Source organism: Woronichinia naegeliana WA131 (assembly GCA_025370055.1).
Taxonomy (GTDB): domain Bacteria; phylum Cyanobacteriota; class Cyanobacteriia; order Cyanobacteriales; family Microcystaceae; genus Woronichinia; species Woronichinia naegeliana.
Genome location: CP073041.1, coordinates 2,939,823 through 2,962,593, shown reverse-complemented (window position 1 = coordinate 2,962,593; position 22,771 = coordinate 2,939,823). Strand labels below are relative to the sequence as shown.

Annotated in this window: 17 protein-coding genes and 9 pseudogenes; 9 read left to right on the top strand and 17 right to left on the bottom strand. The window is 39.5% G+C overall.

The genetic code is table 11. The annotated features are described in order from the left end of the window. Positions 1–200: 200 nt before the first annotated feature. The 3 genes from KA717_15110 to KA717_15100 form a co-directional block, all read right to left on the bottom strand. Positions 201–1,571, bottom strand: a complete 1,371-nt coding sequence (locus KA717_15110; protein ID UXE63775.1) for an FAD-binding oxidoreductase — start codon at positions 1,569–1,571, stop codon at positions 201–203. 89 nt (positions 1,572–1,660) lie between these two features. Beyond that, on the bottom strand, positions 1,661–2,938 hold the full coding sequence (gene iscB, locus KA717_15105; GenBank protein ID UXE63774.1) for an RNA-guided endonuclease IscB: 1,278 nt from the start codon (positions 2,936–2,938) through the stop codon (positions 1,661–1,663). Between the two features lie 342 nt (positions 2,939–3,280). Beyond that, positions 3,281–3,691, bottom strand: a complete 411-nt coding sequence (locus tag KA717_15100; protein UXE63773.1) for a universal stress protein — start codon at positions 3,689–3,691, stop codon at positions 3,281–3,283. A gap of 723 nt (positions 3,692–4,414) precedes the next feature. Between KA717_15100 and KA717_15095 the strand changes: the two genes are divergently transcribed. Continuing rightward, positions 4,415–4,576 (top strand): hypothetical protein, encoded by a 162-nt coding sequence (locus KA717_15095; protein UXE63772.1) that lies wholly within the window; start codon positions 4,415–4,417, stop codon positions 4,574–4,576. 855 nt (positions 4,577–5,431) lie between these two features. Here KA717_15095 and KA717_15090 read toward each other — a convergent pair. The 3 genes and pseudogenes from KA717_15090 to KA717_15080 all read right to left on the bottom strand — a co-directional run bounded on the left by KA717_15090 (position 5,432) and on the right by KA717_15080 (position 8,107). Continuing rightward, positions 5,432–6,769 (bottom strand): annotated as a pseudogene (locus KA717_15090) (IS5 family transposase). A gap of 102 nt (positions 6,770–6,871) precedes the next feature. After that, entirely contained in the window at positions 6,872–7,240 is a 369-nt protein-coding gene (locus tag KA717_15085; protein ID UXE63771.1) for a DUF2934 domain-containing protein, read from the bottom strand. 378 nt (positions 7,241–7,618) lie between these two features. Beyond that, positions 7,619–8,107 carry a cupin domain-containing protein gene (locus KA717_15080; protein UXE63770.1) on the bottom strand — a complete coding sequence of 163 codons (489 nt, stop codon included), beginning with the start codon at positions 8,105–8,107 and terminating at the stop codon, positions 7,619–7,621. 194 nt (positions 8,108–8,301) lie between these two features. Between KA717_15080 and KA717_15075 the strand changes: the two genes are divergently transcribed. Continuing rightward, on the top strand, positions 8,302–8,499 hold the full coding sequence (locus KA717_15075; GenBank protein UXE63769.1) for a hypothetical protein: 198 nt from the start codon (positions 8,302–8,304) through the stop codon (positions 8,497–8,499). Between the two features lie 128 nt (positions 8,500–8,627). On the opposite strand, the gene gltS is transcribed toward KA717_15075, so the two are convergent. Then, positions 8,628–9,836 carry a sodium/glutamate symporter gene (gene gltS, locus KA717_15070; GenBank protein ID UXE63768.1) on the bottom strand — a complete coding sequence of 403 codons (1,209 nt, stop codon included), beginning with the start codon at positions 9,834–9,836 and terminating at the stop codon, positions 8,628–8,630. Between the two features lie 451 nt (positions 9,837–10,287). Between gltS and KA717_15065 the strand changes: the two are divergent. Both KA717_15065 and KA717_15060 read left to right on the top strand, forming a co-directional pair. After that, positions 10,288–10,680: pseudogene (locus KA717_15065) on the top strand (transposase). Between the two features lie 189 nt (positions 10,681–10,869). Further along, positions 10,870–11,111 (top strand): annotated as a pseudogene (locus tag KA717_15060) (IS5/IS1182 family transposase). A gap of 333 nt (positions 11,112–11,444) precedes the next feature. Here KA717_15060 and KA717_15055 read toward each other — a convergent pair. Then, positions 11,445–12,761, bottom strand: coding sequence for a transposase (locus tag KA717_15055; GenBank protein ID UXE63767.1), 1,317 nt, complete (start codon positions 12,759–12,761; stop codon positions 11,445–11,447). A 186-nt stretch (positions 12,762–12,947) separates the two neighbouring features. After that, positions 12,948–13,133: a transposase gene (locus KA717_15050; protein UXE63766.1), complete on the bottom strand. Its 186-nt coding sequence runs from the start codon at positions 13,131–13,133 to the stop codon at positions 12,948–12,950. On the opposite strand from KA717_15050, the pseudogene KA717_15045 reads away from it, so the two are divergent. Then, a pseudogene (locus KA717_15045) lies at positions 13,125–14,193 on the top strand (IS4 family transposase). The gene KA717_15050 and the pseudogene KA717_15045 sit on opposite strands and share 9 nt — an antisense overlap. On the opposite strand, the pseudogene KA717_15040 reads toward KA717_15045, so the two are convergent. From KA717_15040 to KA717_15030, 3 genes and pseudogenes are all read right to left on the bottom strand, one after another. Continuing rightward, positions 14,193–14,366: pseudogene (locus tag KA717_15040) on the bottom strand (transposase). The pseudogenes KA717_15045 and KA717_15040 overlap by 1 nt on opposite strands. Positions 14,367–14,401: 35 nt before the next feature. Next, positions 14,402–15,682 carry an ISKra4 family transposase gene (locus KA717_15035; protein ID UXE64671.1) on the bottom strand — a complete coding sequence of 427 codons (1,281 nt, stop codon included), beginning with the start codon at positions 15,680–15,682 and terminating at the stop codon, positions 14,402–14,404. 75 nt (positions 15,683–15,757) lie between these two features. Continuing rightward, a pseudogene (locus KA717_15030) lies at positions 15,758–16,834 on the bottom strand (IS5 family transposase). Between the two features lie 75 nt (positions 16,835–16,909). On the opposite strand from KA717_15030, the pseudogene KA717_15025 reads away from it, so the two are divergent. Then, a pseudogene (locus tag KA717_15025) lies at positions 16,910–18,173 on the top strand (ISKra4 family transposase). Positions 18,174–18,374: 201 nt separating this feature from the next. On the opposite strand, the gene KA717_15020 reads toward KA717_15025, so the two are convergent. From KA717_15020 to KA717_15010, 3 genes are read right to left on the bottom strand one after another with little or no spacing between them, the layout of a single operon-like run. Then, positions 18,375–18,512, bottom strand: a complete 138-nt coding sequence (locus tag KA717_15020; protein ID UXE63765.1) for a hypothetical protein — start codon at positions 18,510–18,512, stop codon at positions 18,375–18,377. 31 nt (positions 18,513–18,543) lie between these two features. After that, positions 18,544–19,257, bottom strand: a complete 714-nt coding sequence (locus KA717_15015) for a transposase (protein UXE63764.1) — start codon at positions 19,255–19,257, stop codon at positions 18,544–18,546. 12 nt (positions 19,258–19,269) lie between these two features. Beyond that, positions 19,270–19,446 carry a hypothetical protein gene (locus KA717_15010; protein UXE63763.1) on the bottom strand — a complete coding sequence of 59 codons (177 nt, stop codon included), beginning with the start codon at positions 19,444–19,446 and terminating at the stop codon, positions 19,270–19,272. Positions 19,447–19,599: 153 nt separating this feature from the next. On the opposite strand from KA717_15010, the gene KA717_15005 reads away from it, so the two are divergent. Further along, positions 19,600–19,815 carry a hypothetical protein gene (locus KA717_15005; GenBank protein UXE63762.1) on the top strand — a complete coding sequence of 72 codons (216 nt, stop codon included), beginning with the start codon at positions 19,600–19,602 and terminating at the stop codon, positions 19,813–19,815. Here KA717_15005 and KA717_15000 read toward each other — a convergent pair. Next, a complete protein-coding gene (locus tag KA717_15000; GenBank protein ID UXE64670.1) occupies positions 19,802–20,914 on the bottom strand; it encodes an IS630 family transposase in 1,113 nt (370 codons plus the stop codon). The genes KA717_15005 and KA717_15000 overlap by 14 nt on opposite strands. A gap of 63 nt (positions 20,915–20,977) precedes the next feature. Here KA717_15000 and KA717_14995 point away from each other — a divergent pair. Further along, a pseudogene (locus tag KA717_14995) lies at positions 20,978–21,211 on the top strand (transposase). Between the two features lie 56 nt (positions 21,212–21,267). Here KA717_14995 and KA717_14990 read toward each other — a convergent pair. Further along, positions 21,268–21,813, bottom strand: a pseudogene (locus KA717_14990) (ISKra4 family transposase). A gap of 120 nt (positions 21,814–21,933) precedes the next feature. On the opposite strand from KA717_14990, the gene KA717_14985 reads away from it, so the two are divergent. Next, positions 21,934–22,602 (top strand): DUF6444 domain-containing protein, encoded by a 669-nt coding sequence (locus KA717_14985; GenBank protein UXE63761.1) that lies wholly within the window; start codon positions 21,934–21,936, stop codon positions 22,600–22,602. Positions 22,603–22,771 lie beyond the last annotated feature (169 nt).

The window sequence follows — 22,771 nt, the reverse complement described above, 5'->3', positions numbered from 1 at the left end:
AATTATTGGATGATCGCAGTTTTAAAAACTAAATTATAAAGAATTGGTAAAAGAATAAAAATTATCTGGGCGATCGCAATGAAAAAATGATAGAAAATGTATTGATAGGATTTAAAATTTTATTGGGCGCACGCAATGCGCCTACGGAAGGCGATCGCAGATTGCCTATTTCTGAAAAACACCTTAAATTAAATGCGTTCCTAATATTTCTGATCCAGACTTAGAGTTGACGAATTCTGCCAGGTTTTCATCTTGCCTGGATTCATTAATCCATGAGGATCGACCCTTTTTTTAAAAGCTAATTGGTCTGGATTTATCTCACCCGATCCCCCCTCTTCAATAGTATAAACATGGGGATTGGCGATACTTGCCCCTAGACTTCGATGCTCATTAATAATTTCTTGAAGACGGTCTTCATTGGTAAATTTAACTAACGGTAAACCAGCCGGGATAACATTACCATTTGCCCGTAAAAACTCAAGATGAATCATGACTTCATCCCCAAAATAACGATATAGTTGCTCGACTCGTGCCAAATTTCCATAAGCAACCTGTAGGTAAGTCAGACTAGGATCGTGGCTTCTGGCGAGTAGAGTTGTATGATTCCAGTTAAATTCCAAAAGATTTAGATGTTTACTAGTTTCCCCACTCATTTTTTGATAGGTAATACTGCCTTGATAATGACAAACTAAATTACTTAAAGCCAATAAATCGTATTCCGAGACGATCGCCAGGACACAACTTTGATCTTGAGGTAAATAACGTCGTAAGGCGGTGAAATATTGGGGAATAGGACTGGCATGAACGGCAATTTGTTTTTTGATAATGCCACTACTGTCTCCAAGGTCTTGAGCAAAAGCGATCGCTCTTAAAAAGTCCTGAAAACAAATAATCACTTCTGCCCAGGGATAGGTTGGTGCAAGAGCAATTTCGATTTGGGTAATAATGCCATTGGTTCCGTAAGCATGGAGGATCGGCTGGGTTTCATCCCCTTTTAACTCCAAGACCTGCGGTGTATTTTCTAGAGTGACAATCCGTAATGCCTGAACATTGCCGCGATCGCTGATCATCCCATAATTAATCGATCCCATTCCCGCACTGCCACCGCCAATAAAACCGCCTAAAGTCGCTGTTTGATAAGTAGAAGGCGCGATGCGTAATTCCCAACCAATTTCCCTCGTAACTTTATCGATCGCCGCCATTTTGACCCCTGGCTCCACCCTGGCCCGTCCTGGTTCTACGGCTAAAATCCGATTCATATCCGTCAGATCTAGAATAATTCCCCCCAAAAGCGGAATACATTGGCCATAGTTACCCGTACCAGCCCCTCTCACTGTTAAGGGAATATGGTTTTGAACACAAAGTTGAGCAACCAAAAGGATCTCCTGTTCTGTTTTAGGAAAAACAACTAGATCACCTCGTTTGTGAGCCAATTGACGAGTTAGGACTGGACTAAAATGGTAATAATCTAGGGAAAGTTTTTGAATTTGTTGGCAATCCGTAATTACTCGAATCTGATAAGCCGCTAACTGTAGCAGGATATCGGCGATCAAGTCTGGTCGATTATTCATAAGAAAAAGGTGGGAGTTTGGAAACTCAGCGTCTTCAGACCTGAGAGGAAAAACGACTCAGGGGAATTTATTCCCCCGTAAAATATGGGTTAAAAACTATAGGAGTAACCATCTTTACGATGAATTGCCCGACAGTATTTATGCCCAATTCCTTGTATTAGCTGTGAGGATGTTGAAATATTGAAACTACCACTAGAACGAACAGCAACTCGTCCAACGTAAGTTCCGATTTTCTTTCCAGAAGTTACGATTGCCTTAACAATGTCACCTGTCTGAAATCCTTTAATAAACTTAAGGCGAGGGACATAACGAGATGGGAAGCCAAATTTATCGGTGCGACACATTTGACGGCATCCATGTCCTGTTGCCTTAATCAATAAAGGCTGCTTGGTGACAATCCGTAAAGAATCAATCGTTCCTACACAAGCGGCATCCATCCAATGAGCTTTAGTTAATTTTAATCGAGTGCGATTAAACTTAGTTTGTCCACCAGATCCCGTAGAAACAGGTAATCCAGTGATCTTTAAGGCATTAAATAAAGCCCAACGGGTCGAATTAACGGCGGCGGCATCCTTTAAAGGAGACTTTGCCTGACTCAATACTCGTTTCAAGACATCAGGTTTTCCTGAAAGAAAGTCTTTAATATCCTGAGTTCCCTTGCCAATATTACAGGGTTCACAGGCTAAACAAAGATTGGAAATGCGATTAGTTCCGCCCTTCGCCTTGGGTTGAATATGCTCAACTTGGAGAGGGATGTTCTTTGCTCCACAATAGGCGCATTGACGGTTCCATTTTTCCAAGAGATATTCCCGCACTTCGTAACCCTGTAACTCTCCTTGTTGGTATTCAATACCAGAGATTTCAGGGTTTTCCATTTTCTGTAAATCGAATCGAACCAACTCCTGAACAATGCTAGTGACAGGACAGTAACGAATCAATTTCTTGACCAAGGTTAGCGTGGTATCTACTCGATGTTGGAGACTGGGAGTTAACCATCCCTTTTCCTTTTTCCGATTAAGGAATCGAGCAGGACGATAGCGAGTTTTACGATTTCGGCGATTACGACGAATAGCGCGACGGGAATCTAAGTCGGACTTGATTTGTTGTCCTCGGTGAGATAATTCGGCTCCCCAAATGACATCTTCTCCATTGAGAATAGCAATCCCTGTTGCTTGAGAGCCTGGGTCGATTTTAAGAGTCAACGAATTGACTTCTACATCTTCTTGCTTCTCCTTGAGAATAATGGTGAAGGGATACCGACGAAATACAGCAGCTTTTTTCTGATTCAGTAACAATCGTGCTTGAGCAGGATGCACTGGATTACAAGGCTGTTTATCGGTATCAATAACAAAAACATAATTAGACATAGATAACTCCAATTTCTTGGGTAATGTTAGCCTCGGTAATGTTTTAAGAGCTTGTTAGGCTGAAAGCACTTCCTTAACCCCGTAAAGATGTTTAACTTTCAACAACACAGCGACAAACTGGCTACGCATTCGTCGGTGTTATGACTCAAAAAACGTAGTCCTCGAAGGACTTAACCTGGTCAGCTAACTGAAGTTAGAGGCACGAAGCCCCCGTACTTCAGTCGGGGGTGCTGACTTCTTAATACTGCCGCTCATGTCATCACCACCGCGATCGCCGAACGATTTTTCGGTATTAAGACAGTTTTCGAGATAGCGTCCTAGAGGCCGGTTCCAAAGACAACCCTAAGGAACGATTAGCACAGGACAAGGAGAAAGGTTAATCACTCGACTAGTAACGCTTTCTGTCGCGCCTTCCGTGGTTAGCCCTAAGCCTCGACAGCCCATGACAATCAATTCCGCTTCCATCTCATCGGCTACATCGCAAATTGTAAAAGAAGGCATCCCTTCGCGCTCAATGACCTCTGCATCAATGTTTTGTTGGGCAAAAAGGGTTTGAGCCGCTTCAAGCAACTTAGCGACATTTTCGGGAGAATTCATCACACTGGGATGATTGGGATCGGGTTTGGCGTTTTGCTCCACTACAGAGAGAAGAATCAAACGACTATGGTAGGTTTTGACCAAATTCGCCACCATTTGGGCTGCTTCTCTGGCTTCTCGACTTTGGTCAATCGGAAACAAGATTGTTTTAAACATAACTTTCACCTCTGGCTTACCTTACTGATACCGCGATTTGTCCCTCTAAGCTAACCCTACTGTGTACACATAAGTTTTTGATTTTCGTTTTAACCTTTTCACGCCCCCTAAATCCCCCAATTCTGGGGGACTTGAAACCGCGAAATGTACCGATCTCCCCCCAAAGTTGGGGGGCTGGGGGGGCGAAACGGGGTTGATGGGTAGATGTGTGTACACAGTAGCTAAGCTAACCTGAGTTCGGGATAAGCAAAACGGGTTAGTGTCTTTTCCAAAATAGATGGATTATTCGCCAAATACAACATCAACTCGAAAGTTCACCAGACACCAGAGCAGCCTTGAGGGATTTTCTCGTATTTTTGTCGAAATATGGTGAGTAGAAAGGCGATCGCTTATCCATTATCTATTGAAAATGTCGATTAATTGATAATGAATAGTTGATAATTGTCCATTGAAAACGTGAGCACTCTTTAAAAATAGGATAAAAAATGGCGATCGCACCTTATCTAATTTCTAAAAACGATTTCCAAGGATTTCCCTTTAAAACAGGATGGAAACAGCGATCGCGGTTTTGTTATTTGTGATTTAAAAGGCGATCGCAATTCCCTATCTTATTTTAAGATGATTGCCCTTTACCAATCCGATAAAAAGCGATCACTATTATCTAAAACTCTCAATAACCCTAATAAAAATTATTACAATTAAACTATTGAAAACTAAAAAACTATGCAACAACTTAAACAGCTAACTTGTATTATCAAACGTGAAGGAGATGATTATGGCTCCCTTTGCCCTCAGATGGATATTGCCAGTCAAGGTGAATCCGTAGAAGAAGCGAGGAATAATTTAATCTTTCTTGGGTTTAATAGCGATCGCCCTTTAACCTGAAAAGAAACAAAAGCGATCGCACTCAGTTATAAACTGTAAAATACTTTATCGCCCTTTACAGGCTCATTAAAAAGCGATCGCACTAATCCCTCCCTAATCGATCACCAAAGGAAAAGAGAAAGGCCGTTTAACTCAACAATCACCCACCATCAAACTATAAAGCCTTGACTGGACAACCTTTAAAAGCTTTGCTATGATTGAATTCTGAAAAATTACTAGGGTTTTGATGTGGGGATGCTCTACGTCCTTTGGATTACAGAAAGCAGAATAGGTAGGGGGACATTTTACTAGGGGTTCAGGGAGTTTTCTGAGCGGCAGGCGTTGGATTTGGTACTTTAGCTGGAGGTGGTGACTTAGAAAGAATTGGAGTAACTTGAATTGTTGGTGTTCGTATTGGGGAGGGGATAACGCTACTTGATGGATATGGGTAATCTATTATTGTCTTATCCAGTTTTTGAAACAACAAAAGCCCGCCAATAGTAAACCATCCCAAAATGAATGCTATTGGCAAAAATGTTTCAGGTTGTAAAATAAGAAACCAAGCATCTCCTCGATACCCTATAATACGTCCTTCAGCAATATTTTTTTGTCGTTTTATTTCATTAGAGCGAACAAACTTTTCTAGGTAGGGCTTGCTGAAAAAGTCAAAAAACGAAAGAAATGTGGGTTAGGGAAGTATGGACTGAAAAAGCATAGATAACTTATCCTTATGGAAACAAATCAAAATACAGATTTTGTTTAATCTATTGTTCCTTTCTGTCTAAAAAGGTCAACACAAATCACTCCTCACAAAAGAGAGGAAAATTAACACCATTTTTCACAAGAAAAACGACTCTACAACTTTTTACTTTTTGTCTTCTGAAGTAGAGTAGAAAGATGCATTACCAAAAAGTTCATCGCAATTACCGTTTCCGAGGTCTCAGGTAGTTTGGCCATCACTCGACCAAGACTAAATTTCCTCTTTCCCTGTCCGAATTTACCCTCAATGGCATTACGCACTCTTTCATCTGAGCGTGCCTCTTTCTTTTTTTCTTTGCTCACCTCTTTCGGCGGTCTTCCCAATCGGGGACCACTCATTCTTATATCCCTTTCTTTACAATAAGCTCGATTCGCTTTTGTTCGATAGATTTTATCCACATGAACCGATTCCGGATAACATCCTGTTTCCCTTTTATATTCTTCTATTCGCGCTTGTAAATCTCCCGATTCGTTGTAATTATCCCAACTTAATTTGTCTAAGAAGACAAAGCCATTCACATTACTTGCCGATATTTTAGCTCCAAACTCTACTGCTTTTCCCGCTTTTTCACGCACTATTGGACGCACGTGAGGTTGGCTTACACTCACAATTCTGTTTTCTACTTTATTTGTCTTTTTTTCATACATTTCTAACTGTTGCTCATACACTTTTCCTATCGTTACAAGCTCTTCTTGCTCTTTTTTCGTTAGTTTTTCTAACTTTGCTCCCTCTTCTATCATTTTTTCTATATCAGACAAGTTTCTTTTTATATATCCTAGTTGTTTTTTTGTTCCTTTTCTTCTTTCTTTTTTTGACACACGACGTTTTTTTGCTATGGCTAAGTACTCTTTTCTTGCCACTTCCCTATAAGTCCTCGGCTTTTCTTTCCTTTTCTCTTTTATTTCTTCATACAGCTTATCTATTATTTTTTCTGTTTTTTCTCTGGCATCATTCAATATTCCTATATCCGTTGGATATTTTATATCTGCTGGTGTACAAGTCGCATCTAACAATAACTTTCCTTCATTTTCTTTTTTTTCTGACGCTACACCCGTCGCTTTTTTTTCTATTTCTTTATTAATTTTATTTATTAATTCCATTCCTATTTTTTTACGAAAATGAACCATCATTGACGCATTAAATGCTTCTTTGCTACTATAGCTTTCCATTCCTATAAAGTACTGTAAATAAGGGTTCTCTTTTATTTGTTCTACTGTTTCTCTGTCACTTTTTCCTGAAATTTCTTTGATAATTAATGCTCCTAATGCCATTCTAAATGATTTGGCTGGGGCTCCTTTTTTTTCTGTGAAGTTTTTTGCATATTCTTCCTCATATTCTTCCCAGGGAATCATTTTTGACATTTCTATCCAACGATTTTCTTCGTCTAACTGCCCGCCGAACAGATTTTTCAAGTTTTCTGGTGTTTCAATTGAGTACTGTTGCTTTCGGTACATCTGCTTTCTCTCTTCTTAATGCAATGGTTTTGAGGCATTCTACCCTATTTTCGTGCATTCTAGCGGTTCTTAATTCGCCTACTATTTTTCTCCGTAAAGGTTTCAGCTTTTTTCAGCAAGCCCTAGGTAAATTTTTATAGCTTTATGCGCACACCGCAAAGCAAACAAACTTGAGAGAGACGCAAAGAATCCGATCACTACAATAGCAAGGAAAAACCAAAAACTTAAAGACTTGCCAATGCTAACACCTAGAGTACCAAATAATAAGCCATTTACTGTAGTCATCCATGTAATTCTATTTGAAATCAGCAAGTTTTCAACTTTAATCCCTTCACGAGAAACTTCCTCTTGTTTTTTTAGTTCTTTAATTGCTGCATTCCAGTTCTCTTCTTCGGATTGCTCTTTATTTTTCTCCCATATCTGGTATGCCTTATCTCTTATCTGCTCATCATCAAAGTCGTGATCTATCATTTTCTCTTTCCCCTCTTAATTTAAATTATGCTTAACTCCAGAATTTAGACGGAAGACTCAAAATTGGATTGATCGCTAGACTAATCCGTTCAAGAGAAAAACCCAAATTTTTATCAGTTCTCCAAATATTAACAACTGTTAGGCATTCGGGAACAAGCATTCACAATTCTTTACAAAACTCTAAATCGTAGGTGATTACCAAAAATTACTAGGGGTTTCAATTGGTGATGGTAATAAGGTCGCAGAACGAGAGGATAAGTTTGATAGTGAGTTATAAGTTTTGTTATAATCGCGATCGCTCTAAATCAAAACTTAATACTGCGATCGCTGACCTTGACAATAAGACAGCAATAACGAGTTTGAAAATTGTCCTCTGATTCATGGGGATTGTTTGGTTTGTAGTGGGGTAGATGACTCAGTTTGATGATTAGTATAATCTTTGATAATTGTTATTGGTTGGCCTTTAATTCCAGCATAGAAAACGATAATTTCGGCGGGTTCTGTTCCGTCATTTTTGCCGTAATGCCACTTATCGACTAATTCAGCCAGTGCTTGACCTGCCTTGAGATGACGGGTTTCACCTTTATCCGTTACCACCGTTAGCTGACCCCGAACCAAAACGCCTGCATTGATATAGGGATGTTTATGAACGGGAAGTTGTTGGCCCTGTGCGATCGTGATTTTTAAAATCGTTATCTCTGGTTGGCCCTGCGGATAAACTGGAAGCGAGTCGCCATCCCAGCTAACCGTCGTCTTTTCTAAAACCTCAACCTTTGCCCCCTTATCTTGGGCAAGACTAACACTCGGAAGGGTCAGAGTAAATAACAGGGTCAGAGCAAGGGATAAACGTCGATTTGATGGAAGCATTGTTTTGAATAAAATAGTTTAGTGGGATAGTAAATTCTCTGTTCTATCAAGATAGCGATCGCTTTCCCTTTATTTCCATGTTGAAGTGGAAGATAGAAACCCTGAAACCCTTGAAATTACAGATCTTATGGGACTGACATCCCCCGACAATCAACCTATTCTGAGGATAGCAAGAGAAAAGGAGAGCAATCCTGATGTTATCCCAGTCCGCCCCAACCACCACCCTCATCCGCAACTACGTTATTGCCGCCGCTTCAGTGTTAACCCTCAGTCTTGGTATTAGCGATTTAGTGAACAATCCTGCCCGTCTCGCGCAACAAAACAAATTAGACGGTTACAGCTACTACGTTAGTGCAGGTTTAGTGAACTACGCCCAGTCTTCCCTCAAATAGCGGGAATCATGATAACCTCTTGCGTTTATACCCTGCCTCTTGGTGGGGTTTTTCTATGAATTCCAAGGCGATCGCTGTGCAATAAAGTACCCAGATTGGGAAAGGCATTGATCCGATGGTCATCATCCTTAACCGATAACACTCAGAAAATGCTGAATAATAAAGGCATTAGCAATATCGATAAAGAACGCTCCTACCAAAGGCACAATGATAAAAGATTGAGGCGAAGCCCCCATTTGTCTTGTCACCGCCGTCATGTTGGCGATCGCGGTGGGAGTCGCTCCTAGTGACAATCCTAAATATCCTGCCGAGCACACTGCCGCATCATAATTCTTGCCCATCGCCGGAAATAGAAGAAAAACCGTATAGGCAATCAGCACCAAGGTTTGCACCAACAAAATCACCGTAATGGGGCCCGCAATATCCACCAAAGTCCATAGCTGTAAACTCATTAAAGATACCGCCAAAAATAAACCCAAACTAACATCAGAAATGAGAGCTAGGCAAGGCGTATCCGTTGGCCAGGGAAAACGTTTGAATAAGAAAGGGACAGTATTGGTCAGAAAAATACCGGCTAAAATACAGGTAACAAAAAGGGGCAATTTTAGACCAGATAAAGAAATTAAATTATTGATTTGACTACCCAAACCAATCGTAATCGCAATAACGAGAATAGAATTAACCATGGTATCATAGTCAATCTGGACATGACGCTGACCATGTTTGATACCAACCGTTAGATTTTCCTCATAATCCTTCGCTTTCAGTCGGTTTTTAATAATCAAAAATTTGGCAACCGGGCCGCCAATGACTCCTCCCATCACTAAACCAAACGTAGCACTAGCAACACCAATTTCAGAAGCATTAGGAATATCGTGAATATCTTTAAAAATAGAAGACCAAGCGACGACGGTTCCATGTCCTCCCGTCAGAGAAATGGTGCCAGAAAGCAAACCAATCGGTAGCTTTAAACCAAGTAAGGCGGCGACACTAACCCCTGTCAAGTTTTGAATGAAAAGATAGATTAGCGCACCTGTGAGTAAAATGAGTAGGGGTTTTCCACCCTGAAAAAGCGTTTTTATACGAGAAGAAAGCCCAATGGTAGAGAAGAAAATAATCAAAAAAGTGTCACGCCCTTGGAGATCAAAATTGATCTGAAACTTAAAGAGAACAAAACAGAGACCAAACACCAATGAGGCAAGAACTCCCCCTGATACGGCACTAGGGATATTGAAATCTTGCAAAAATTTGATTCGTGATGTTAAATACTTACCCAGGTATAAAACCAAAATAGCCACGATGATAGTTTGACGGGGGTCTAGTTGATAGCTGCTCATAACGATTACTCTTGCTCCTTGAGGTGTTTAATCAGCCCTTGGGGAATTATACTCAATTTCTTGCAATTTTTTGTTCAAACGATACAAAATCTGCTAATGCTAACAAAATTTTTGCTAGAAAACTGAAGAAAGATTTGTTTGATAATCACTCTCTTTTGTTAGCGAAGGAGGTCGTAATTTAATGGTTTGAAGGAGGTACTTTTTTTGATTCGGGGAAAAAACAATGATTAATTAAGTTCTTGCTGTAAAATTTTCGTTGATTACATCTGACGCGAGCTCGAAAGCCCTATCGTACCGTTTCACAGGATAATCTATCAACGAATTATTTAGGGCTTGCCAAAAAAGGCTAAAACCCTTATAGAGAAAAGAGTATAGCCATAAAAACAACGTCAAAGATGCAGGAAAATAAGCTAGAATGAGTCGGAAACCTTGCATCCCTCCCCTCAACAGTATGTATCGCAAGGAACAGTACACAGAAAAAACACTGGAAAACTTCAAAAACCTGTTTGAGGGGAAATTGGACGAAGAAAATCGTTGGATAAAAATGTCAAAAATGATTCCATGGGAGGAATTTGAAGGAGAATATGCTAAAAATTTCAAAGAAGAAAAAGTAGCACCAGCAAAGTCATTTAGAATAGCATTAGGGGCATTAATCATTAAAGAAAGGTTAGGAATAAGTGATAGAGAAACAGTAGAGCAAATAAAAGAAAATCCGTATTTACAATACTTTATCGGAATAGAGAGCTACAGTAGCGAGGAGCCGTTTGAAGCATCAACGATGGTTAATTTTCGTAAAAGAATAGGGATGGAATTAACAAATAAAATCAATAAAGAAATGGTAAAGAAGGTTGAGGGACTGGTGAGTGCGAAGTTCTCTGTCAGACATTTTGACAAAACGCCTAAAAGCCTTGCTTTGAAAGTCTTTCAGCGATTATAAGTCTTGAAGAGGTTTGAAGGCCGTTGGGGGCTGAAACCCTAGTAAACTCGTTGATTTTCCTAGAACTTCGCACTGTCCAGTTGAGGGAGTAGAAAAAAAAAGGAAGAAAATGAAGGTAAGTTATTGTTAGATGCGACTTGTACACCAGCCGATATAAAATATCCAACGGATATAGGAATATTGAATGAAGCCAGAGAAAAAACAGAAAAAATAATAGATAAGTTGTATAAAGAAATAAAAGAAAAAAAGAAAGAAAAGCCGAGAACCTATAGAGAAAAAGGGAGAAAAGACTACCTAACGGTAGCGAAAAAACGTCGTCCGTCAAAAAAAGAAAAATTTAAAAACAGCTACAATATATTAAAAGAAACTTATTAGACATCTCCAAAAACTGGAAAGCCTAGTCTAGCAAGCAGTGTAGCTAAATCTAGACTCAGTAGACTTCTTGGTACATAGACGAGTTTACAGGGCTTTCAGACCTCCAAATTCAATTCTGGCAAAAAACAATGACTCATCTTTACCTCAATTACCTGCCCTGATTCGCTACATTTTATAATGCTTAATATCAGCGCATTTATCCTTAGTCTCACCAATCCACATACTGTTGAGATTAATGACTTATATCTTCCCTTTCTGGACAGTGGGAAGTTTATGGATGCCAGATAAGGTAATGACTATGCGACGAAAGTAAGCATATCAGGGCTTGGGGAAGAGGCAAGTTTAGCGGTAAGGAATTTAGGCAAAAGCAGACTGGGTGGACTTTGAGGAAAAATCATTTGGGCTTGATGTTGAAGGGCTAGTTGAGCAATCCGTTCACTAGGGTAGCCATGGGATGGTAATGTCCGAAACCATCGAGGAAAATTAGCCCAAATCCCCTGGGGTAACTCTAAGGCGAGAATTTGAAGTAGCCCTAAAGCAATGGCATTAAGGTTAACAAAACGCTCAAAGGCTTCTACCTTGTTTAAAATCTGAGTCTGAACAGCTTGTGGATAGTCACTGAGGATAAGATTGCTGGGCCAGGTAGGTAAAGTAGGAAGACTCTTAAGCCAAAAACGATAGGCAAAGCTGCCCAAAAGATGGACTAATTGACGAAAAGTGACTTCAATCTTAAATCGGAGACCGTAAGCGGCAATAATCTCAGGTCCAGTCAAACAGAGATCAGTAGAAAGCAGAATCAGTCGTCGTCCGTTAGGCAATTGGGTCAGAACAAACTTGACGAGCTGATGGGGACTATCCCAGTGGAACTCAAAGCACTGATAAGAAACCGTGACTTGTTGACCATAGAGCCAGACTTTAGCTGTCGGAAAGTCCGCCGCCAGAGCGAACAGCTTTTCTAGTTTTATCGAACTCCCCCAAATCCGTGGTCGTCCTCTCCCCGTCAGCGTCGGCACGGAACAAAAGGGGGCATAGGCGACGGTGGAGCAACGCACTCTTGTGATTAGATGCAAGGCGTTCTGGCGAAAACTTTTGAGCACTGGTTCGCAAGCAAAATAAGCATCCAAAATTACATAACTCCCTGCCTCTGCGTAAGTAACACAAAGGTCAGCCATTTTTGTCACCAGGCTCGTCTTCACCTTTTTTTTGCCTTTTCCCTCCCCCTTCTCGGTTGCTTTGGACTTGATGCCATCGTCTAGCCGCAACACTAAGGGCAAGGCAAAGCAGGCTTTCCCTACTCCCACCAAAATACTCAAGGCATTGAAGTAATGACCCCTTATCCACTCTGGCTTGGACACATCTTCCGATTCTTGGTGTAGTCGTTTTACACCTGGCATCTTGCGTCCTTCTTTCCCCACTTTGATGCCATCACCCACATACACCCGTTTCCCTTTAATTCTGTATAGACTTTCATGCTGACTTAGCCACTTTGACCATTGTAAAGTTAGTCCTTCGACCCTAAACGCCTTGGAATCAAACCAATGTAGAGCCTGATTGTAGTAGCTCTCTGTTAAGCCAATGGCATTGACATAGCTAGGGCTTGCTGAAAAAGTCAAAAAACGAAAGAAATGTGGGTTAGGGAAGTATGGACTGAAAAAGCATAGATAACTTATCCTTATGGAAACAAATCAAAATACAGATTTTGTTTAATCTATTGTTCCTTTCTGTCTAAAAAGGTCAACACAAATCACTCCTCACAAAAGAGAGGAAAATTAACACCATTTTTCACAAGAAAAACGACTCTACAACTTTTTACTTTTTGTCTTCTGAAGTAGAGTAGAAAGATTCATTACCAAAAAGTTCATCGCAATTACCGTTTCCGAGGTCTCAGGTAGTTTGGCCCTAAGTACAGGACAAAAGGCTTGAAAAGTATACGAGAAAGGGGTTTCATGGAAGATGAACGTAATGTAAGAAAACCCATGAACCAATATAACGCATTGAAACAAGCCCTAAAACCCCATTTGGGATGGCATGGTGCCAGACTCTCCTTCCTAGCCTTGTTCTTACTCGCCCTCCTCAAAGTGAAAACGGTTAACCTTAAAGAATTGGCTCTGGGTTTTGAAGGTCGGGCATTGGTGGATTCTCATTACAAACGCTTACAACGCTTTTTCTCAGGATTTGAGCTGGATTACCATCACATTGCCCGTATTGTAGTCAGTTGGCTGGATATCCCTCAACCTTGGGTATTAAGTATTGACCGCACAACCTGGGAGTTTGGCAGTCATGGTTATAATATCCTCACTGTCGGCATTGTCCATGAAGGAGTAGCCATTCCCATCTTGTGGTGGATGCTTAGCAAGAAAAAGGGCAATTCTAACAGTGATGAACGAATGCGTTTTATCGAGGAGATGCTCAAGATTTTTCCCACCGCCCTGATTCGTTGTTTATGTGGCGACCGTGAGTTTATTGGTCAGGCTTGGCTTCGCTATCTTCTGCTCGAACCGCTACTGGCTTTCTGTCTGAGAATTCGGGCTACGGACAAGATTGAGCACAATGGCAAGCTTTTGGCCGCCAAAGTCATTTTTGCCCATCTTGCAAAAGAGTGAATCTCAACGTCTTCAAGGGAGTTGTCGGGTTTGGGGATATCCTGTTTCTGTAGAGGCTCTTCGCTTGCCTGATAATTCTCTACTCATCGTCATTGGACATCCCGATTCCCAAGGTCTTATTCACGATTATGCCCTGCGTTGGGGCATTGAAACCCTTTTTGGCATCTTTAAGACTCGTGGCTTTTGCTTGGAATCTACTCACTTTACTGACCCCAAGCGTCTTCGTAAGCTTTTGGCTTTACTGACTTTAGCTTTGGCTTGGTCTCTCAAAACTGGTCTAGCAATTCATCATCTTCATCCCATTCCCCTCAAGAAACATGGTCGCCTAGCGCAGAGTCTTTTTCGTCTTGGTTTTGACCATCTTCGTCATCTTGTTCTTAATCCTTCTCTACCCAATTTTTCTCTTTTTCTCGACTCCCTACATTTTTTGTCCTGTACTTAGAGTTTGGCCATCACTCGACCAAGACTAAATTTCCTCTTTCCCTGTCCGAATTTACCCTCAATGGCATTACGCACTCTTTCATCTGAGCGTGCCTCTTTCTTTTTTTCTTTGCTCACCTCTTTCGGCGGTCTTCCCAATCGGGGACCACTCATTCTTATATCCCTTTCTTTACAAGTGTGCGACCTTTAGTTGATAAAAGCTGTTGTAATCAGGGTTCTACAGGGAACCCATATTGATCAAGTTTTGCCCAAAATTGACTCCATCGTTCCTTGGTCAATACCAAAGCTCGTAGGCTCAAAATAATTCCTGCTCCTTTTTCCTTCCATCGCATCCCTGAACAACATAATCGTTGTTTGACCAACGTCTTACAAGCTGCTTCCGTAACACCTGAACCAATCGGATACTTTTTCTCTAAGTATTCAGCATAATCCATTTGATGCTGATGATTCTCGTAATAAGTAATCGCCGCTTGTAGTTTCTCGGTAAGATTCTTAGAATGACTTTTTTCTTCTTTGACTTCTTTCATCAGATTTAGCAGTTCTCCTGCTTTTCCTTTTTCATGCTTGAGTTCTCGACAATTTTCAGTCAACCATTCTTTTTGTTTTGACACGGTATTCGGATGCAACGCTTCTGCCAAGGCACCTAAGTAACCAGAGGCATGATAGAAATCTAATATCTGTTCTTCCGTTTGCTTTTCTAAAAACTTCCAATTTGATTCTGCCCCGTCTGCTATCCCGACCAATGTTGCCTCTGGATAACGGTTTTTCGCTCGCTCAATTTCTCTTTCTAATCTTTCTAGAAAACTCTTTTTTCCATACTCTGGTGCCGCACCTAGATAGATTGTAGGTTGACGTTCGCCTTCACTATCGTATAGGGAAACGGTTCCCACCATTGCTTCACGGTAGCCATCCTCACACATCAGCATACAGGTTCCATCTAATCCTATTCCCACTGTTGCAATTTGGCTATCCTCCTTGGGCGGGGCATAACTCCACGCTTCTTCTTTTGCCTGTACCACACTTCCTACTGCTTCACTCAATCTTTGGATATAGGATAGCGCTACTTTTCTACCATGATTTTCTAATAAATCATTTTTCGCCTCTTTGCCTGCCATCCCTGACATTTTTGAGGATACCTGTTTTGCCAATAATGGCGTTGATGTTATGATTATCCTTGCTTCTCTTTCTAAGGGGCAATACGTTTTTCCTCCTACTGAACGCTGATATACATGACGATTCACTATAACCTCACCATAAGGTGTTTGATATTCTTTCGGTTGCTCTCCCTTACTCTTCCAGATTTCTTCACCGATTTTTAAGGGTGAACCATCTGTATCTAAATATTTCAAGGCTTCTTTGCTGGCGATGCAACCTACTTCGTTTAAGCCTTTTTGAATATTTATTTCTGTATCCAACATTGAACGACTGAGTTCTAATGTTAGTTCTATTTTTATCTTTGAACCCTCTACATTAATTAGTTTTGCTGTCATCATTGTTTCCTCTTTGTCACTTTTCATCTCATGTTAACACTTTTCTTTTCCTTCATCAACTAAAGGTCACACCCCTTTACAATAAGCTCGATTCGCTTTTGTTCGATAGATTTTATCCACATGAACCGATTCCGGATAACATCCTGTTTCCCTTTTATATTCTTCTATTCGCGCTTGTAAATCTCCCGATTCGTTGTAATTATCCCAACTTAATTTGTCTAAGAAGACAAAGCCATTCACATTACTTGCCGATATTTTAGCTCCAAACTCTACTGCTTTTCCCGCTTTTCCACGCACTATTGGACGCACGTGAGGTTGGCTTACACTCACAATTCTGTTTTCTACTTTATTTGTCTTTTTTTCATACATTTCTAACTGTTGCTCATACACTTTTCCTATCGTTACAAGCTCTTCTTGCTCTTTTTTCGTTAGTTTTTCTAACTTTGCTCCCTCTTCTATCATTTTTTCTATATCAGACAAGTTTCTTTTTATATATCCTAGTTGTTTTTTTGTTCCTTTTCTTCTTTCTTTTTTTGACACACGACGTTTTTTTGCTATGGCTAAGTACTCTTTTCTTGCCACTTCCCTATAAGTCCTCGGCTTTTCTTTCCTTTTCTCTTTTATTTCTTCATACAGCTTATCTATTATTTTTTCTGTTTTTTCTCTGGCATCATTCAATATTCCTATATCCGTTGGATATTTTATATCTGCTGGTGTACAAGTCGCATCTAACAATAACTTTCCTTCATTTTCTTTTTTTTCTGACGCTACACCCGTCGCTTTTTTTTCTATTTCTTTATTAATTTTATTTATTAATTCCATTCCTATTTTTTTACGAAAATGAACCATCATTGACGCATTAAATGCTTCTTTGCTACTATAGCTTTCCATTCCTATAAAGTACTGTAAATAAGGGTTCTCTTTTATTTGTTCTACTGTTTCTCTGTCACTTTTTCCTGAAATTTCTTTGATAATTAATGCTCCTAATGCCATTCTAAATGATTTGGCTGGGGCTCCTTTTTTTTCTGTGAAGTTTTTTGCATATTCTTCCTCATATTCTTCCCAAAGAATCATTTTTGACATTTCTATCCAACGATTTTCTTCGTCTAACTGCCCGCCGAACAGATTTTTCAAGTTTTCTGGTGTTTCAATTGGGTGTGACCTTTAGTTGATGAAGGAAAAGAAAAGTGTTAACATGAGATGAAAAGTGACAAAGAGGAAACAATGATGACAGCAAAACTAATTAATGTAGAGGGTTCAAAGATAAAAATAGAACTAACATTAGAACTCAGTCGTTCAATGTTGGATACAGAAATAAATATTCAAAAAGGCTTAAACGAAGTAGGTTGCATCGCCAGCAAAGAAGCCTTGAAATATTTAGATACAGATGGTTCACCCTTAAAAATCGGTGAAGAAATCTGGAAGAGTAAGGGAGAGCAACCGAAAGAATATCAAACACCTTATGGTGAGGTTATAGTGAATCGTCATGTATATCAGCGTTCACCTTTGAGGAAAAACGTATTGCCCCTTAGAAAGAGAAGCAAGGATAATCATAACATCAACGCCATTATTGGCAAAACAGGTATCCTCAAAAATGTCAGGGATGGCAGGCAAAGAGGTGAAAAATGATTTATTAGAAAATCATGGTAGAAAAGTAGCGCTATCCTATATCCAAAGATTGAGTGAAGCAGTAGGAAGTGTGGTACAGGCAAAAGAAGAAGCGTGGAGTTATGCCCCGCCCAAGGAGGATAGCCAAATTGCAACAGTGGGAATAGGATTAGATGGAACCTGTATGCTGATGTGTGAGGATGGCTACCGTGAAGCAATGGTGGGAACCGTTTCCCTATACGATAGTGAAGGCGAACGTCAACCTACAATCTATCTAGGTGCGGCACCAGAGTATGGAAAAAAGAGTTTTCTAGAAAGATTAGAAAGAGAAATTGAGCGAGCGAAAAAACGTTATCCAGAGGCAACATTGGTCGGGATAGCAGACGGGGCAGAATCAAATTGGAAGTTTTTAGAAAAGCAAACGGAAGAACAGATATTAGATTTCTATCATGCCTCTGGTTACTTAGGTGCCTTGGCAGAAGCGTTGCATCCGAATACCGTGTCAAAACAAAAAGAATGGTTGACTGAAAATTGTCGAGAACTCAAGCATGAAAAAGGAAAAGCAGGAGAACTGCTAAATCTGATGAAAGAAGTCAAAGAAGAAAAAAGTCATTCTAAGAATCTTACCGAGAAACTACAAGCGGCGATTACTTATTACGAGAATCATCAGCATCAAATGGATTATGCTGAATACTTAGAGAAAAAGTATCCGATTGGTTCAGGTGTTACGGAAGCAGCTTGTAAGACGTTGGTCAAACAACGATTATGTTGTTCAGGGATGCGATGGAAGGAAAAAGGAGCAGGAATTATTTTGAGCCTACGAGCTTTGGTATTGACCAAGGAACGATGGAGTCAATTTTGGGCAAAACTTGATCAATATGGGTTCCCGAACCCTGATTACAACAGCTTTTATCAACTAAAGGTCGCACCCTTTCAATTGAGTACTGTTGCTTTCGGTACATCTGCTTTCTCTCTTCTTAATGCAATGGTTTTGAGGCATTCTACCCTATTTTCGTGCATTCTAGCGGTTCTTAATTCGCCTACTATTTTTCTCCGTAAAGGTTTCAGCTTTTTTCAGCAAGCCCTAGCTAGTTATTGCGCTGGGTTGGCTGTTGAGCACTACTCCCCAGACTAACAGGATAAACCATTGGAACGTTGCTTCTCGGCTAAAGGCTGGACGGAGATTATTGAGGATTTGCTCTAGTCGCTGACATAGTTGCATAATTGATAGATAGCACTGGCTATCGATTTTCTTATATCAGCCAGTTTCGGACATAACGGCACTCTTTTGTATCGGATGTCCGATTTTCTTTTCTCCACTTACACGCCTCGAGAACTTCCCACTGTCCAGTTCCCTTTCTTAGTCTAAATTTTTCTTGCATCACTTTGAATACTTTGAGCAATCGAATCATATGTTCAACCACTACTCGTCGAGACGATAACCAACTATTTCTTTCTTTTTCTTCTTTGCTTAATTCTCGCCCCTTTGGTTTCTTTTTTGGTGTTGTTAATTGGAATTCTCCCTCGTAGGCTTTATCACCTAGAAAGCCTTGTTCTTGATGGAATTTAGCCAATCTTTGATGTAATATTTGTACATCGCTCTTTGAACCTATTTCTCCTATCACAACATCCACAATCTCCTTGATTTTTGGGCAAATGATTATTTGGCTTTTTGAGGTATGCCTTTTTTGTTTACCTGAGTAGTATGGTTTTTGTGCCTCCTGCCCTAAAGGTCTTTCTACTGGTTGTTCTGTCGCATCCACTATTAGTTCATGTTGGATTAGCTCCTCTTTAACTTTTTCTATTTCTTCTGGCAACTTTTTTAGTTGTTCAAATAGACTTGCTGGTAAATTTTCTCCGAATAGTGACTGCCAATAATTGAATATATTATGGGCAGACGATTCACTTATTTCAAACATTATTCCTAGTAGCTGAAAGGTCGGATAATGCCTTAAGTAAACTAGCATTAAAACTATTTGCTACTCCTCTGATAATTTCGGTTTATTTCCACCACCTGCTTTAATCAGTGTGGTTTTGCTTTCTTCAAATTCTTTTTTAAGTAATTTGCCATAGGTTATAAGCTCTAATAATTTTGGGTACTCTATTCCTAACAACCTCTTTGTTTCTTGAGGCTGTTTTTGAATATAAGCCCACATATAGATGTATTCAGGCATAGTTACTCCTGTCTAAATTTCTATGATTATAGCATATTTGTCGATTTTATAGTATTATGGAGATGTCTATTGTATGTTAAAAAAATGTTAGATGAGGGAGCAAAATTGGAAAAACTAACAAAAAAGGGGAAGGAAATGATTATAACCATAGAAAAAGTGTATGAACAACAACTAGAAATGTATGAGAATAAGACGAATACAGTAGAAAATAGAATTGTGAGTGTAACGCAACCTCATATCCGTCCAATAGTGCGTGGAAAAGCGGGAAAAGCAGTAGAGTTTGGAGCTAAAATATCGGCAAGTAATGTGAATGGCTTTGTGTTAAGCTGTCATCAGTTTAACTTGCAATAATACTTGAGCCCTTGTTTTTGATTTTACGTCCCCAACATATTGTCAATCCACCTTCATTAAGAAGTTTATGGATGAGAGATTCTAATTCTTCAATTGATTTGAATAATTTATTTGCAATATATTCTTTTGCTGAATGCCATACCAATTCCATTAAATTATAATCGGGACTATAGGGGGGTAAAAACTCCAAAATAATGTTTGGCATTTCTTCCGTGCTCTCGTCTAGAATTTCTTGCTTTTTGTGGAAGCTCGCATTATCTAAAATAATCACAATCTTCAGACCATTCTTTTCAAAGTCTTCTTTTTTATTTCCTTGTTCTATCCATTCTCTTTGTATGTCTTTGTAAAATTTTAATAATACACTCTTGAAGTTCTGAGAGTTACCAGTGGGAATCAAATCAACCCACCGTTTTTTGTCAGTATATCTAATACCACCCATTACATTGACTCTTCCTTTTCTTCTATCTCCCCTCACTTTTTTACGCTTTCCTTTTTTTGTCCAATGTTTTCTCCGTATTACTCTTAAGCTGAAGCCACTTTCATCCCAAAACCATATCTGGATTGATTCTGGCTTTTCTTTCAAAAGCTTCTTGTACTCTTCAACTTTCTTTGTAAATTCCTCTCTTTTTTGCTCATCTTTTTTATCTTCTAGACTATATTTTGCCCAGATGTAGACAAATCGCTTTTTTTTAAGTATATTTCTAAGTTGTGTATTTCCTAACAATATACCCGTTTCTTTTTCCATATGAGTTGATAGTCTTGCTACTGTCCAACTTCCAAATTCATATCCAAACTCTTCAGGCTCTTTGATTATTATCTCCGTCAATTTCTCTATGTATTCTTCTGTTACTTTCCTGTGATTTCCTTTTTTTCTTTTGTCTCTTAAGCTTTCTATCTCTTTCGGATTTCCATTATTGCACCAGTACCACACTTGTCGTTTGCAACATCCTAATAATCCTGATATTTCATCATACGTTTTTCCTTCATTTCTCAGTAACATAATCAATATTCTCTCTCTTGTAACTGCGTGCTCTTCCGTTTTAAGGGCTTTTTGTAGCTCTTTCTTGGTCTTTTGGTCTAAGAAGTTTAACGTCAGCATAGTCATACAAAAAAGTAAGTCTATATATTCTACCTTATATCCACTTAGAGTGATGACAGCTTATTAGACAAATTAAGTTGGGATAATTACAACGAATCGGGAGATTTACAAGCGCGAATAGAAGAATATAAAAGGGAAACAGGATGTTATCCGGAATCGGTCCACGTGGATAAAATCTATCGAACAAAAGCGAATCGAGCTTATTGTAAAGAAAGGGGTATAAGAATGAGTGATCCCCCATTGGGAAGACCGCCGAAAGAGGTAAGCAAAGAAAAAAAGAAAGAGGCACGCTCAGATGGGGAGCATCTCACCTTTGCAATAAGTAGAAATACTTAACGAGGTAAATGAAAGAGTCAAAAAAGGTAATCATTTAAATAGGAACAGCGATGACGAAGGACTTGTGGTACATTGTCAGAATTCCAACTCGCACCAGTAATTTTAAGACGATGACCAATTTGTTTAACTTGAGATTCGACAGAGCCAGAGCCAATAGAAATGCCCTCTGCCTGCAAATAACCATAATTGACAATCCGATGTTTATGCTTGTTTAAATAAATGATAAAATTCTCAGCTTGAGGCTCTGACCATCCCTCAAAACAGGAGATAGCGGCATCCACTTCACCCGTCCAAAGAAAAGACTTGACCTCCTCAATTCGCTGGAATGACCCCCCAACTTTATAGAGGTTTTCAATTAAGTGATACCAGTCCAAAATTTCAATTCGCTCATGTTTCTGTCCTATCTCACGAAATAAGTTCCAGATACCATCATGTCCATCTCCCAAACAAATTAAAGGCTTAGCCAAAATTTGAGAATTAACCAAATCTAATAAAGCCGAGTTATCTTGAAAAAAGGCAGCTACCCCCAATTGATGAAAACTGACTCCTTTATAATCACGCCAAATTGTAATTAGTCACCGCAATAAAGAAGGAAATTATTGAGAATGAGAAGCAAATGAAAAAAGTAAAGAATAATGAAGAAAGGAAAGGCGGTTAAAGAGATAGGTTAGAATAGGGAGACTATGGAAAAACTAGACCCAGTTCCAGACTTAAACCAAGAAGAAGTGAAAATGCCATGGCAAAAAGAAGTGGCAAAAGATTGGTATGAAGATTATCAGAAAGAAAAAGAAGAGAACGAAAAGCTGAGAAAAGAATTGGTAGAGTTAAAGAAAGAGATAGAAAAGTTGAAAGAAAAGCTGAAAAAGCTTAACCAAAGAACGAGTGAAAATAGCTCTCAGCCCCCAAGCAGTGACGGTTACAAAAAGAAAGTCGCCAAAACCTTCGGTCAAAAAGGAAAAAAAAGAGGTCCAAAGTACGACCATGTGGGTAAAACCAGAAACGGGTTTGGTCGGGTAGATGAAATAGTAGATTTAAGGATGGAAAAATGCCCAAAATGTGGTGCGTCAGTGGAAAAGCAAAAGGAGACTATCATCAAAAAAAATCAAATAGCTGAATTAGTCAGTAAACCAGTAGAGGTAAGGGAATATGTTAGGGAAAAGTATCAATGCTCAAAATGTGATTGGGAAGGTTATGCCCCACTTCCTTTGGGATGTCGTGAAGATTTTAGCTACGGTGCAACCTTATCCAGCTTAGTGGGATGGCTGGGATATGGGGGAAATTTGACTTGGCTAAAACAACGATACTTGGTAGGGTCGTGTTCTAAACCTGTGGAAAAGAGTAATAATAAATAAATGTAAATCTTAAAATTGGTGTGCCATGCTATTCAAAGCAATTGTTTGCCCAAGTTGTCAAAGTACGGATATTGTGAAACACGGCCCCTCTGGGGAGGGGAAAGAGCGTTACAGATGTCGTAATACAGAATGTAAGCGTTGCACATTTATCTTAAACTATACTTATAAA

What these genes read in the sequence shown, in the direction of transcription:
- KA717_15110 (UXE63775.1), bottom strand. Translation starts at nt 1,571, where the DNA reads ATGAATAATCGACCAGACTTGATCGCCGATATCCTGCTACAGTTAGCG.
- iscB (UXE63774.1), bottom strand. Translation starts at nt 2,938, where the DNA reads ATGTCTAATTATGTTTTTGTTATTGATACCGATAAACAGCCTTGTAAT.
- KA717_15100 (UXE63773.1), bottom strand. Translation starts at nt 3,691, where the DNA reads ATGTTTAAAACAATCTTGTTTCCGATTGACCAAAGTCGAGAAGCCAGA.
- KA717_15095 (UXE63772.1), top strand. Translation starts at nt 4,415, where the DNA reads ATGCAACAACTTAAACAGCTAACTTGTATTATCAAACGTGAAGGAGAT.
- KA717_15085 (UXE63771.1), bottom strand. Translation starts at nt 7,240, where the DNA reads ATGATAGATCACGACTTTGATGATGAGCAGATAAGAGATAAGGCATAC.
- KA717_15080 (UXE63770.1), bottom strand. Translation starts at nt 8,107, where the DNA reads ATGCTTCCATCAAATCGACGTTTATCCCTTGCTCTGACCCTGTTATTT.
- KA717_15075 (UXE63769.1), top strand. Translation starts at nt 8,302, where the DNA reads ATGTTATCCCAGTCCGCCCCAACCACCACCCTCATCCGCAACTACGTT.
- gltS (UXE63768.1), bottom strand. Translation starts at nt 9,836, where the DNA reads ATGAGCAGCTATCAACTAGACCCCCGTCAAACTATCATCGTGGCTATT.
- KA717_15035 (UXE64671.1), bottom strand. Translation starts at nt 15,682, where the DNA reads ATGACAGCAAAACTAATTAATGTAGAGGGTTCAAAGATAAAAATAGAA.
- KA717_15020 (UXE63765.1), bottom strand. Translation starts at nt 18,512, where the DNA reads ATGCAACTATGTCAGCGACTAGAGCAAATCCTCAATAATCTCCGTCCA.
- KA717_15015 (UXE63764.1), bottom strand. Translation starts at nt 19,257, where the DNA reads ATGCTAGTTTACTTAAGGCATTATCCGACCTTTCAGCTACTAGGAATA.
- KA717_15010 (UXE63763.1), bottom strand. Translation starts at nt 19,446, where the DNA reads ATGTGGGCTTATATTCAAAAACAGCCTCAAGAAACAAAGAGGTTGTTA.
- KA717_15005 (UXE63762.1), top strand. Translation starts at nt 19,600, where the DNA reads ATGATTATAACCATAGAAAAAGTGTATGAACAACAACTAGAAATGTAT.
- KA717_15000 (UXE64670.1), bottom strand. Translation starts at nt 20,914, where the DNA reads ATGCTGACGTTAAACTTCTTAGACCAAAAGACCAAGAAAGAGCTACAA.
- KA717_14985 (UXE63761.1), top strand. Translation starts at nt 21,934, where the DNA reads ATGGAAAAACTAGACCCAGTTCCAGACTTAAACCAAGAAGAAGTGAAA.